The sequence below is a fragment of the Paraburkholderia graminis C4D1M genome, from assembly GCF_000172415.1.
In the GTDB taxonomy this organism is placed as follows: domain Bacteria; phylum Pseudomonadota; class Gammaproteobacteria; order Burkholderiales; family Burkholderiaceae; genus Paraburkholderia; species Paraburkholderia graminis.
Map to the genome: position 1 here is coordinate 16,323 of NZ_ABLD01000020.1, position 12,904 is coordinate 29,226.

General features: G+C 60.8%; 10 protein-coding genes. 2 read left to right on the forward strand and 8 right to left on the reverse strand.

All coding sequences use genetic code 11. The features are described 5' to 3' along the window. Positions 1-83: 83 nt before the first annotated feature. The 4 genes from BGRAMDRAFT_RS24730 to BGRAMDRAFT_RS24745 all read right to left on the reverse strand — a co-directional run bounded on the left by BGRAMDRAFT_RS24730 (position 84) and on the right by BGRAMDRAFT_RS24745 (position 4,726). Positions 84-854, reverse strand: coding sequence for a TonB family protein (locus tag BGRAMDRAFT_RS24730; protein WP_006051604.1), 771 nt, complete (start codon positions 852-854; stop codon positions 84-86). Further along, positions 851-1,270: an ExbD/TolR family protein gene (locus BGRAMDRAFT_RS24735; RefSeq protein ID WP_006051605.1), complete on the reverse strand. Its 420-nt coding sequence runs from the start codon at positions 1,268-1,270 to the stop codon at positions 851-853. The genes BGRAMDRAFT_RS24730 and BGRAMDRAFT_RS24735 overlap by 4 nt, the downstream gene beginning before the upstream one ends. Positions 1,271-1,295: 25 nt before the next feature. Next, a complete protein-coding gene (locus tag BGRAMDRAFT_RS24740; RefSeq protein WP_006051606.1) occupies positions 1,296-1,907 on the reverse strand; it encodes a MotA/TolQ/ExbB proton channel family protein in 612 nt (203 codons plus the stop codon). Positions 1,908-2,023: 116 nt separating this feature from the next. Further along, positions 2,024-4,726, reverse strand: a complete 2,703-nt coding sequence (locus BGRAMDRAFT_RS24745) for a TonB-dependent receptor plug domain-containing protein (RefSeq protein ID WP_006051607.1) — start codon at positions 4,724-4,726, stop codon at positions 2,024-2,026. Positions 4,727-6,069: 1,343 nt separating this feature from the next. Between BGRAMDRAFT_RS24745 and BGRAMDRAFT_RS24750 the strand changes: the two genes are divergently transcribed. Both BGRAMDRAFT_RS24750 and BGRAMDRAFT_RS24755 read left to right on the forward strand, forming a co-directional pair. Next, positions 6,070-6,924: a DUF2092 domain-containing protein gene (locus BGRAMDRAFT_RS24750; protein ID WP_232292363.1), complete on the forward strand. Its 855-nt coding sequence runs from the start codon at positions 6,070-6,072 to the stop codon at positions 6,922-6,924. Between the two features lie 314 nt (positions 6,925-7,238). Then, positions 7,239-7,694 carry a hypothetical protein gene (locus BGRAMDRAFT_RS24755; protein ID WP_132384610.1) on the forward strand — a complete coding sequence of 152 codons (456 nt, stop codon included), beginning with the start codon at positions 7,239-7,241 and terminating at the stop codon, positions 7,692-7,694. An 82-nt stretch (positions 7,695-7,776) separates the two neighbouring features. On the opposite strand, the gene BGRAMDRAFT_RS24760 is transcribed toward BGRAMDRAFT_RS24755, so the two are convergent. From BGRAMDRAFT_RS24760 to BGRAMDRAFT_RS24775, 4 genes are all read right to left on the reverse strand, one after another. Then, on the reverse strand, positions 7,777-9,396 hold the full coding sequence (locus BGRAMDRAFT_RS24760) for a tetratricopeptide repeat protein (RefSeq protein WP_006051610.1): 1,620 nt from the start codon (positions 9,394-9,396) through the stop codon (positions 7,777-7,779). Between the two features lie 92 nt (positions 9,397-9,488). Continuing rightward, positions 9,489-10,058 carry a BPSL1445 family SYLF domain-containing lipoprotein gene (locus tag BGRAMDRAFT_RS24765; protein WP_006051611.1) on the reverse strand — a complete coding sequence of 190 codons (570 nt, stop codon included), beginning with the start codon at positions 10,056-10,058 and terminating at the stop codon, positions 9,489-9,491. A 198-nt stretch (positions 10,059-10,256) separates the two neighbouring features. Continuing rightward, entirely contained in the window at positions 10,257-11,252 is a 996-nt protein-coding gene (locus BGRAMDRAFT_RS24770) for a 2-hydroxyacid dehydrogenase (RefSeq protein WP_006051612.1), read from the reverse strand. Between the two features lie 56 nt (positions 11,253-11,308). Further along, positions 11,309-12,898: an aspartate:alanine exchanger family transporter gene (locus BGRAMDRAFT_RS24775; RefSeq protein WP_006051613.1), complete on the reverse strand. Its 1,590-nt coding sequence runs from the start codon at positions 12,896-12,898 to the stop codon at positions 11,309-11,311. Positions 12,899-12,904: the final 6 nt, after the last annotated feature.

Consider the following 12,904-nt stretch of genomic DNA (forward strand, 5'->3'; position numbering starts at 1 on the left):
GCGAGCCGGCGCGCGATACATCGAACCGGCGCGACGATGATGATGCTCATCGCGCGCGCCGCTGCTTCAATGCTGATGCCGCGTTACTCGTCGTCGGCCGGCGTGGTCTTGAACGAGAACGCCACTTCGCCGACGTACGGCTCAGAGTTCTTCTCGCACCGGTATGCCTTCGCCGCAGTGACGACCGCCTCGTTGAAGACCGAGGTCGGCGGCGTCACGCGCACGATCTTGACGTCGCTCACGCTGCCGTCCGGGCTAATCGACAGATGCGCAATCACGGTCGCCGAAATACCGTCCTGCAGCGCGCGGCGCGGAATCTGCGGCTGCACTGCCTGACAGTGACCGCGTCCGTCGACCACACCATGCAACGCCGGCGGCGCCACCGGCGCGGGCGGAGCCGCGGGCGCCGTAGCGGGACCTGGCGTCGCATTGGCGGTGGCGAGCGCAGGCGCATTCGCGCTCGGATTCGCAGCGGGCGCGATGTTGGCGGGCTTAGGCGTCGCGGACGGCAACGCAGGCGGCGGCTTCGCCACCGGCAACGGCCTGGGCTGCTGCGGTTTGGGCGGCGGCTTCACCGGCGTCGGCGCGGGCGGCGGTTCGAGCTTCTTCACCTCGGGCGGAGGCGGAGGCGGTGGCGGCGCCATGGTCACCTGCATGACTTCGCGCGCGGGCGGCGGCTCCTGTTTGAAGCTCACGTGCGAGAGCCCCGCGACGATCAGCAGTTCGACAACGAGCGCGATCGCGAGCGCTGTCTTCATGGACATGCGGCCATGATGCGCCGGATTGGACGACGCCCATAGCGCGCCGTTCAGACGGCTTTGCGGGTCTTTCATGTCGAGTACCGGAGAGCTCATGTCGTCGGGTTCGTTGCCAGTGCAACCGAGCTGATGCCCGCCGCGCGCACCAGATCCATGACCTTGACGATGTTCTTGTAGCTCGTGCCTTCGTCGCCCGCGATCGCCACGTCGACCTTCTTCGAATCGTGCACGAGCCCTTGCAGGTGCGCGGTCAGTTCTGTCGGCGTAACGGGCTTTGCGTCGAGATAGATTTCGTCGGTCTTGGTGACGCCGATGGACACCTTCACCGTCTGCTGTAACTGCTCCGCCGTGCTCGATTGCGGCAGGTCGAGTTTGATGCCCGCGCCCTGGATCATCTTCAGCGTGGCCAGCATGAAAAACACCAGCAGGAACATCATGATGTCGATCATCGGAATGATCTCGATGCGCGCCTTCTCTTCCGCGCCCAGGTAATGGCTGCGATGGTTACGCATGATCGTTCTCCTTGGAAGCGGGCGTTCAGGCGGCGAATCGCGACACGAGCAGCGACTTGATCAGATCGAACTGATTCACCGTCATGCGGATGCGCTTGTTGAAATAGTTCAGAAAGATCACGCAGACAATCGCGATGGTCAGGCCACAGGCGGTGGCCGTCAGCGCATGGCCGATGCCGCCCGTCACGCCGTTGGGGTTCGCAGTGCCGCTCGTGCCGAGCACGTTGAACGACTCCACCATGCCGATGATCGTGCCCAGCAGACCGAGCAGCGGGCCGAGCGTGACCGCCGTGTCGAGAATCCACAGGTTGCGGTCGAGCCGCGGCATCTGGAACATGATGGTTTCCTCGAGTTCGCGCTCGACCACCGCTTCCGGTTTGCCCCGCACTTTCAGCGCGCTTTTGACGAGTTCGCCTTGCACGGTCTGTCCGTAATGTTCGGCGACCTTTTGCGCGTCGGACAGGTTGGCCGGCTCGACCATCTTCAGATCATGTTCGAGCGTCTTGCCTGCCTTGACCGCTCGCGAGAAAAACATGAAGCGCTCAACGATGATCGAGATGCCCAGCAGGAAGATGAAGGCCAGAAGCGGAATCAGGCCCATCGATTGAACCGAATAGTTGATAAGGGTATTGAGCACGAAAAACTCCGGTTACGTCTTTAACAAAGTTGAGCCGTCTCGGTCCGAAGACCTGAGCCGAGGCGGCGACCGACCAGACTAGACAGACTGCGTTTCGAAAACAGACATCGCGCGGCCTAGAAGCGATACGTCGCGCCGACCTGGAAGAAGCGGCCAATGTTGGTGTAAAGCGACTGGTCGTAGCCGGTGATATCCGGCGTGGCCTGCCACTCCACGTCGAACGGCGGCTTGCGATCGAAGATGTTGTTGATGCCGCCGTAGATGGTCCAGTGCTTGAAGCCGCGATACGTGGCCATCAGGTTGAACTGGCTATACGACGCGACAGACAAGGTGCCGCCGTCGCCGAACTCGTCCGCCACCGCGTTGGTGTACGGGCCGGTGTATTGCCAGGTGAGCGTCGTCGTGAACTTGCGGTAGTCCCAACTCAGGCTCGTATTGCCCTTCCAGCGCGGATTGCTTGCACCGAACGGTTGCAGCAGCGCGAGATTGTTGCCGGCGAAATCCTGAGTGGGCGCGCCCGGACTATTGAGCTTGAAGTGCCATACATAGGCCCAGTCGCCCGCGAGCGTGAACGTGCCGTACTTCGTGCCGACCGACTTGCGGAAGTTCATGTCGAAGCCGTCGGTGTCGAGCGAGCCAAGATTGACGAACTGTTCCTTGATGTACGCTACCGTGCCGTCCGCATTGCGAATCACCGTCGACGGATCGTTCGCGTTGATCACCGCGTTCGGGTCGTTGGTGCCGATCACTCCGTCGATATGGATCTTGTAGAACGCCGCGCCGATATCCGTCGACGAGTCCGGCGACAGCTGGAAGCCGATGTTGTAGTTCTTGGTCCGCTCGGGTCCGAGGTTCGGATTGCCGTTCACCTGTTCGGTCGTGAAGTGCTTGGTCGGCACGCCGCTCGGGTCGTTCGGGTCCACCAGATTCTGGTGCGCGAGATAGGTCGCCTGCGAATTTTCGACGAGCGTCGGCGCACGGAAACCACGGCTGTACGACGCGAATGTCGTGAGCGCCTGCACCGGCTGAAAGCGCAGCGCGAAGCTCGGCGAAAACGCGCCGCCAAAGTCGCTGTAGTGGTCGTAACGGCCGGCCTGCGTGAACGTCAGGTTGCGGATGATCGGAATGTCGATCTGGTAGTAGACCGCGGCCACGTTGCGCTCGCCGTCGACCGTCTGTACGTTGGCCGGCGCGGTGATGCCGAGCGCGCTGTAGGTGCGCGAATTGATCAGCGAGCTCTCGTGACGGAACTCCGTGCCGAAGCCGACGCCCACAGGCCCGCCCGGCAAGTTGAAGAGATTGCCCGTGGAGGTTTTGGCCGTCACGCTGTCGAGCTTGGAGATGGCCTGCTCGTAGTCGTTCTGGAACACGCCGTTCAATCCGTTAGGCGTGGCCGACGGATTCGAGAAATCATAAACGCCGTTCTGCAAGATGTTTTCGACACCCGCCACGTTCAGGGCATTCCTGTACGTCGTGTCGACCGTGCTTTGCGAATGGCCGTAGTCCGCGGACCAGTCCCAGTCGCCGAACTTCTGCGTGGTGAACGAGCCCTTCACGCCGGTCGTCGCGCGCCAGAAAGTGGACACCGTATCGGCTGAAACCGTATTCGGGAACGTGTAATTGATTTGCGCCGGCGCGCCGAACGGGTTGTACGGATTGCTTCCCGGGACGGTTCGCGACAGCGGCAACGCGGAGCCGGTCGCCGGATTGAACGCGTTGGTCGTGCTTGCAAGCACGGCCGGGCCTTCGTTCTGCACCGTTTCATTGCGGCTCACCCATAAGTCCGCGTAGGCCTGCACGTCGTCGTTAATTTTGAAGGTGCCGTGCACCTTCGCATTCAGACGCGTGGTGGACGGCACCAGCGATGTCGCGCTGGCGGGGTTGCTCTTGCACGTCGCGCCGCCGTTTGCCGAGACGCTGCCGGGCGGGCATGGGCTGAGCGCGGTCTGGGTGCCGTCGGGCGCTGTCCAGTAAGACTGCTGATTGGGGCCGAGCGGGCCTGCGAGGCCGCCGGGGAACTGGCTGAAGTCCTGATTGGCCGTCATCGACCGGTCCGCCAGCGACGATCCGCTGTCGCGGTAGTAGCTTGCCGCGGCCGTCACGTTGAAGCGATCCGCGTTCAGATCGCCGAAGCCGCCGAGCACGCCGAAGTTGCCCTGGGCATCGCCGGGATGCTGCGCCTTGCCGAGCTGGCCGTCTATCTGCAGGCCCTGGAAGTTCTTCTTCGTGATGATGTTGACCACGCCCGCAATCGCGTCGGAGCCGTACACAGACACGGCGCCGGTCTTCACGATATCGATGTGATCCACCATGTTGAGCGGAATCGAATTGACGTCGAAGAAGGTGTCCGTGAAGTTGACCGCCTTGCCGTAATTCGCGACGCGCTGGCCGTCGACCAGGACCAGTGTGTACTTCTCACTCAAGCCGCGCAGCGCGATGCCGCCGCCACCTTGCGCGGAACTGTTCATGGTCGTTTGGCCCCAGCTGCTGCCCGAATTCGCCGACGTGCCGCGCAGGAAATCGGCCACCGTCGTATAACCGCTTTGCTCGATTTCCTTGGGCGTGATGGTCTGCACTTCCGTGTTGCCGACCTTGTCCGACGTGCGAATCAGCGAACCGGTGACTTCCACGCGCTGCATCTTCGTGACGTTACCCGTGTCCGTCGCGGCCGGCGCGGCTTCCGACGTCGTGGTGGCTGCGGTACTACCGGTCGGGGCCGGTTGGCTTTGTGCAAACGCTGGTGCGGCAATCGCCGCTGACAGCGCAAGTTCTGCCCAAAGCATTTTTCTGATGGCCAACGCCAATGCCCTTTGTTTCATTTTCCCCTTCTCACTTGTCAGTAAGACCACACCTGTTGTGCAAAGAAAAGTCTTATGGACTTCTCCGCCTTTTTTACAACGCCCACGCACCACGCTTTACCGGATATGCCCCGCATGTGTGCAAATACGTCCAAAACGGATAAATCTAATCAGGTGCACTTTTGTTAAATCAGAGACCAGCCATCTATTCAATGGCTTTAAATATGGATGCCTAACTAAATAACAAAATGAAAGGTATTTTCTTTCTGGAACATTTCAGGTTCGATAAAAATTCGAAGCGTTGGGCATTCGACTTTTTCGCATCGCCTGTATCACTTGCGCAGCCGGTAACTAGTACGGATGCCTAAGTTTTCTTCTCTCCGCCTCCGGTCAGGCAGGACTCGCCCCCCGGTTCGCGCGCCGCGGCTTGCCGGTGGGTTCGTCAGCCTATCGAAAGGTTTGCGGACACCTGGCTACCATCTTCGTTGCGCGGCCAGGAACGCCTGCATGCGCATGGCGGCCCTTGCCTTGGGTGGGATGAAACATAGCAAGCCAGAAACGCAGAGTCAAAATTTGTTTGATATATACAAATCTTGTTTGATGCCTTTTTGGCCAGGCTTCATCTGGTGTATGGGCGCTGCACAGCGTCTCGTCCGACGTGTCCCATACGACGCGAACCCGGCCACGACTTTCGAGCGCGAGCGAAAGCGGCGTCCGAATAGCGGGACGCTGACTTTTGCTCCGGCGGGAAAAGCGTGGAGATAGAAACTCACGGATCTCACGGCCGCGCGCTGCGTGTTACCAAAGCGCTCAATGGACAGGGACAATAACAAATCAAAATCGGTCGTCAAACTTTTTTTGATGCCGTTGTTTCAAACTTGCACCGCACCTGTCATTAGATGGATCGTTCTAGGGCTTTCGAATTTTCTCGTGCTTTTCACTGCCTGTGAAGGGTGAGCTATCGCAACGAGACTGAGCGCAATGCGAGTGGCAGATAGACGGTGCGCTTGCTTGTGGCGATGCAATGGTGGGGCGCTAGTCGTTGGTGCCGGCTCAGGTTCGAGCACCCGTTTAGAGCAACGCCCGCGTGGCTTGAGACCATCCCTTCGCAAATCATTCGTAGTCCGATGGGCTTTAAATCCACAAGCCAATCCTTCGATACCGGCAAGACGCCTAGACGCCCGGCGGAAATACACTTCACGTGGCTCGAAATCGAGCAACCATGACCACACCTGATCAGACCCTGGCTGCGCGTTAGCTGGCTAAGATGCGCATCCTTGCATGGTAAAAACTTTGTAATCCACTATTCTTTATATGGGCGGACCGACAGCTCTCAGGGCTGTTCCAGTTGAGGAGTTAATAAATTGATCACTAACTTATTGCGCCGCTCATCGTGGGCGAGCTTGCTATTAGTTCTGCTATTGAGCAGCGCTCCTCACGCCTATCCTGCCTCCGGGCAAAAAGAACCGCCGGTGCGTGCCGCGCGAGCTCATCCTGAAACCGCCTCACAAGCCGAGGCTCGCGCGATTCTCATGAAAATGGCGCAGTTCCTTGGCGGGACGCAGAACTTTCGTGTCGGTGTGCGCAGCGGCTACGACGCGGAGCAGCCGTCTGGGCAAAAAATCGAATTCGGCGAATACCGCACCGTTACGTTGAGCCGGCCGGATCGCATGCGAGTAGAAACCGAGCGCAGCGATGGCGCAAAAACACTAGTTGTCCTGACTGGAAAAGAGATCGTTCTGGTCGATCTCGCCAGCAAAGTCTATGCGACTGCGCCGCAACCAGGTGCGCTGGACCAGAGCATCGTCTATTTCGTCAAGGATCTCGGCATGCGCCTGCCGCTCGCTGCGCTGCTGTTGAACCGGTTGCCAGAAGAATTGCAAACCAGGGTAGGTTCGGTGGACTATGTCGAGAAGACGAGTATCTACGGAACTGCGTCCCATCATCTGGCCGCGCGTACCGACACGGTGGATTTTCAGGTGTGGGTAGCCGATGGCGACAAGCCCCTGCTGCAGCGGATCGTACTGACTTACAAGAAGGCTGTAGGCCAGCCCCAGTTCTGGGCGGATTTTATCGACTGGAATCTCGCGCCCCAACTTAACGATGCGACCTTCTCGGCACAGGTCCCCGAGGGCCTGCAGAAAGTCGCGTTCGCAGCGCAACTTCCGCGTGCGTCGCACACGGCTCGCCAGTCGTCGGCGAAGAAGGGAGCCAAATAATGAAAACAGGACCGTGGGACCGTGCCATTGCGGCGTTGTTCGCCGCAGTGCTCACGTTGGGGCTGATCAACCAGGTAGATGCACGAGGCGAGCGAGGTGGTGGCGCCCGTGGCGGCGGCGAAGGTGGCTTTTCGCGTGGCGGGGCAGCGTCGGCTGGGGGCCTCTCTTCCGGCGGCTCGACCGCTGTGCAAGGCGGTTCACGATCTCGCGGCGGACAGCAGGCAACGGCCCAACAACGGCAGACCTCTCGCCAGGCTACAGCGACCTCGACATCAAGTGCGAATCAGAGCGCGCGTCAGAGTTCAGCGAGTTCGATGCAGGCAACCTCCAGCCAGAACCAGGCGAACCGCCAGCAGAGCGCGAGCCAGAACCAGTCCCAGCGCCAGGCTGCGTCGAGCCAGAACCAGGGTGCACGTCAATCCACCGCTAAGGAGATGCAGAACACGCGGGCTAACACCGTGAGCAACGTGCAGAACAACTACCATGGCGATTGCAACAACTGCTCCAACTCGGATTGGGACGGCGGCTCTGCGGCAGTCGGATTTGTGGCCGGGGCAATGGTGGTTGGTGCGACCGCTGCCGCAACCGCACCGCCGCCCGCAACCGCTGCGGTTGTCGCAGCGCCTGCGCCTGTCGCGCCGCCGTGCAACGTCGCACCAATCGCCGTTAACGAGGTGCCGTACTATAAGTGCGGCGCGACGTGGTTCGCGACGGGGTATGGCAGCGGCGGCGTGGTGTACACACAAGTTCCGCCACCGCCTGGATATTGATCGCGGTCGCCTCTCGCACGGCTGGGGGTTGAGCATCGCTTGGGTCCTGCTGACTCTCGAATGTCAGCACGAAAGCCACCGTTTAGACGTCCGGCAGCGCATCGATCTCTGCGCGAAGCGCAGCGACTACATCCGTCCAATCGCCTCTCGTGGTTTGCCGGAACAACCGCGCGTTTGCGTACCACGGACTATCGTTCCTATCGAGTTGCCATCTCCAGTCCGGCATGAACGGCAGAGCGATCCAGACGGGTTTTCCAAGCGCCCCGGCCAGGTGCGCCACGGCTGTGTCGACGCTGACTACCAGGTCGAGCCGGGCGATCAGCGCAGCGGTTTCGGCAAAGCTGGTTAGCCGTCCTGACACATCGCGTAGCGCCCCGCTTTGCTCAAGTTGTGCGAGGCACGCGCGATCGCTATCGCGCACATCCGGTTGCAACGCGAAGAATTCCGCGTCGGTTTCGAATACCGGCTTTAGTTGCTCAAGCGGAATCGATCGATTGTGATCGTTCAGATGCGTACGGCTTCCCGACCACACAATCCCAATCCGCGGCCGTCGCCTGGCGACCGGCAACAACTCGTCCCATTGACGGACAAGCTCTTCGTCGGCCTGCAGATAGGGACCGGATAGCGCGAGACCGGGTGTACCCACCTTGAGCGCAAACGGCAGACTCATGGTTGGAATGTGATAGTCAAAATGCTTTACCTGGTCGGTCTCGCCGATAACTTCCGCCGCGCCAGGATAATGTCGGAGGAGCGGTAACAACGCGTCCTGGACACGCAGCACGACATGCGCGCCAGCCGCACTTAGCTGATCCACGAAGCGTACGAATTGCAGCGTGTCGCCGAACCCTTGCTCATGATGAACGAGCACTGTCTTTCCGCCTATCGGTTGCGCGCCAGTCCATAGCGAATGCTGCGGAAATCCGTGGTCGCCCGAGCCATCGCGCCAGCGCCATTCGTACTCGCGCCAGCCGTGTTCGAATTCGCCCAGCAGTAAATTGGTCTGTGCTCGATTCGTGCGTGCGCCGGCGTCGTTCGGATCGATCGAAAGCGCCTTCCTGAATTGAAGCAACGCCTCATCAAAGCGCCGGAGATCTCGCAATGCGACCCCGAGGTTAACGTATGCGCGCACGAACCGCGGCTTGAGCGCGATGGCCTGCCGGTAGGCATCGAGCTCGTCGTCATAGCGACCCATCGTGCCTAGCAGCGTTCCCCGGTTGTAGTGCGCTTCGGCTAGTTGCGGATGGACCTTGCAAAGATGCACGAACACCTCGAGTGCCCGCTGCGATTCGCCAAGCTCTATCAGCGACACCGCCACACCATGCAACGCGGCGGCATCGTTGCGACACTGCGCCAGGCAGCGTTCGAGCAGCGCTATAGCAGCATCGCGGCGCTGCGCCAGCCGACAAACCTGCGCGGCGAACTTCAGTTGATGCCACGAGAGTAACGCACGCTCCGATGCCTGGATCAGATAGTCCGCGGCGCGTGCATGATCGCCCTGCTGGGCGGCGATATAGCCAAGGCCTGCGAGCGCCTCGCCGTGGTCGGGAGCGGTCTTCAGAATGCCGTGAAGCAGGCTTGCCGCATCGTCGAGCCGACCGGCCTGCAAGTTCGCCTGCGCGGCGGCGAGAATGTGTTCAGTATCGTGACTCATTACGCTGGGCACCAGGCAAGTGCGATCTGTCCAAAGATCGTAGAGGCCCATTGTACGGAATCGCGTCTAGCGGGTCTTACGAGCGATGCTTCCGGTTGGTTACCGCCAGATTCAGCGGAGATTCATCCGGTCCGCCACCGCTTCTAGATGTCGAGCTTGCTGACCTTCGTGCCTTCAAAGCTGAGGTTGGCCATCAGGCCGGAGTTCGTGACCACGAAACCGACGATCGGCGAACTGGTCGTTGCAGTGTCGAGCGAACCGTTGGCGCCAGTCTTGGCCACCGCGACGGAGCCATCCACGCCGGCTGTCCAGCCCTTGTCGGTGGTGCGGAATTTGTCGAGCGCATCCTGCGTCATGAACATAAGTATCACCGCCTTGGACTGGGCGCCGATCTGCAAGCCAAATGAGGCGGTACTGGTCTTGTAATACCCGACGGACGTGCCTCGCTCGCGAAGCGCGCCTTCGCCGTATTCGCCACCGACCACTACGCCTGCCGCGAACACGGACGGAAAGACAAGAATCCCCTTGGCGTTGCCGGCCTGCGCCTGAGCACCCGGCGTCGAACTGTATAGCTTCTTGAGGGCGCCATCGACGCCGTCGTCGATTTCATTGCGCTTATTGGCCGCTTCCGTCGGATTCGAGGTCGTGCCACACGCGGCGAGCGAGCTGGCTAGTGCGATTGCGCTAACCGAAAAAAAAGTGCGACGGTTCATGAGCGTTCCCTTATTGAAGTGCGCCAGATTTGCGCCTGGAAACAGATGAGATTGCGATTCGTATCCGCCACGCGACGGAGTAACGCGGCAACACCGCACATGAACGATAGGCCTCGCGCACGCGGGCAGGTATAGGACCTTGGTCCGATGCGTCGCGACCTCGTTAGCCTCGCTTCGCGTAGTCAATAGCACACGCTGCTACTGGATCTTCACCTCGTTCTCTAAAGTCCGATTGTTCTCGAATGCCGAGACGCTTTCAAGCGTGGTTTCGCAAATGGTCGTCAACGCCTCGTGCGTGAGATAGGCCTGATGCCCCGTCACAATTACGTTGGGGAACGACACGAGTCGCTGAAAGACATCGTCGGTGATGATTTCGCTCGATAGATCGCGAAAGAAGAGATTGCTCTCCTGTTCGTACACGTCTATTCCAAGGCCGCCGAGCTGCCCGGTCTTCAACGCGTCGATGGCAGCCTCGGTGTCGAGCAGGCCCCCGCGGCTGGTATTGATGAGTATCGCGCCTCGCTTCGCGCGTGCGAGCGTCTGCGGGTTGATCACGTGGTGTGTCGCCGGTGTAAGCGGACAATGCAGCGAAATAACGTCGGCCTGCTCCCCTATCTCGCCGGGCTTCGCATAGCTCAGACCGAGCGCCTGAAATTCCGCCGACGGTTGCGGATCGAAACCGATCACCCTGCAGCCGAAGCCGAGCATGATCTTCGCGAACACGCAGCCGATCTTACCGGTGCCGACCACCGCAACCGTCTTGCCGCAAAGGTCGAAGCCAGTCAGCCCGTCAAGCGAGAAATTCGAGTCACGCGTGCGATTGTAGGCACGATGCACCTTTCGGTTGATTGCGAGCAGAAGCGCTACGGCATGTTCCGCCACGGAGTTCGGCGAATACGTCACCACGCGCACCACCTTCATGCCGAGCCCGGCGGCGGCGGCGAGATCGACGTTGTTAAAGCCCGTGCAGCGCAGAGCCAGCAGACGCGTCCCACCCCTGTGCAGCGCGCCGAGTACTTCCGCGTCCGCCTTGTCGTTGACGAAGATGCAGACGGCGCCGTAGCCGGCGGCGAGGCCGGCGGTATCCGTATCCAGCAACACGTCGAAGTAATGCAGCTTGTGCGCACCGTTGCGATTCGCTCCGTCGAGATACCGGCGTTCATAGCGCGTCGAACTAAATACCGCTACTTCCATGATCGACTCCTTCAGTGTCCGGGTTGAACGTGCGTCCTCGTGCGGCGCAGCTTCGTCTAGCCGGCTGCAATCGCTATGGCAAGCTGCACGAAAAGCACCTTGAGGATGGTCATCGACGGGAAAATCATTGCGTACATGATGTCGGGCTGATCCGTCGGCGCAACGCGGTTCGCGAAGGCGAGAATCGCGGGGTTGCCGGTTGCACCGCAAATCACGCCCACCGATGTATCGAAAGACAGCTTGAAAACCCAGAGGCAGCATATCGCCGTGACGCCGACGAGCACGAGCAAAGTTATCGCGCCATAAAGCAGCAGCAGCGGCCCCGCGGTCCCGACGGTCGTGACGAACTTGGGTCCGCAAGCGATGCCCACTTGCGCGAGGAAGATGGTGAGTCCGAGGTTGCGAAGGACAAGGTTCGCGGAAAGCGGCATCGTCCATACGAACGGTCCGTTGCGGCGCGCCTTGCCAAGGCACAGCGCGACCAGCAGCAACGCCGCCAGACCCAGACTGAACGCACCGAGACCCGGAAAGCGCAGCGGGATCGCGCCGACCAGCAGTCCCGCAGCCGCGCCTATGCCCAAGGAAATGAAACTGAGATCGGCCGTGCTCTTGATCGAATCGCCGAAGAACGCGCGCACGGCCACCTGATGCGCGCGGTTCACGAGCAGGCCGACCCGATCGCCCGCTTCGAGAACAAGCTCCGGCGTGGACAGCAGATCCGTATCGCCGCGCCGCACATGCGCAACCGCGCAGTTCACACCGTCCGGGAAACGCAGACTGCCAAGCGGCATGCCGACCACCGACGGATTCGAAGCGAACACGCGCATGTAGTCCAGGTCTTCCCGGTGACTCGCGATGCGTCCCGGCTGCAACTCCCCGCACAGCGTCGTCGCCTCCTCGAGCAGGCGCGCGTCGGTGGCCGTGACAAGAAGGACGTCGTCGGCGCGCAGAATGAGATCGTCGGTGGGGAGCTGGTTGCGATGCGCGCGCCGCACGGCCGCGATGGCTACGCCAGCAGGCAGTTGTGTCAGAAGTTCCGGCAACCGCAGACCAAAGAGACGCTCATTGCGCAGCGCGATTTCCGCAGTCTCGAGCAACTTCGCGGGCGGCTTGCGTATCCTGGCTTTGAGCGCCACGTTGAGCGCATAGATAAATAGAATCGGCCCGGCCACGCCGAACGGATAGGCAACGCTATAGGCCACGGCGGCATCGCTGCTGTTCATCGATGCGATCGCAACCTGAAGGCTCGCCGTGCTCGTGCCGCTCCCTGCGAACATGCCGAGAGAATCGGCGAGCGTAACGCCAAAGCGGATGAACGCGCACGCTGCGAGGCCTGACGCAATGACGCCGATACATGCGGCGAGATTGGCCTTTAGGCCCTCGCGGCTCGTCAGTCCACGAAAGAACTGTGCGCCGTACTGAATGCCGATGCCATACAGAAACATCAACAGACCCAGCGTGCCCAGCAACGCTGGCGGCGTGGCTTTTGGCGCGAACGCGCCAAGCGCCAGTCCAACGAACAGTACTGCCCCGGAGCCCAGCGCCACGCCTTTCACATTGATTTCGCCGATCAGGTAGCCAACCGCGATCGTCAAAAACAGCGCAAAGAGCGGCTGAGCTTCGACGAAGGTTCTGACTGCGTCCATGACGCC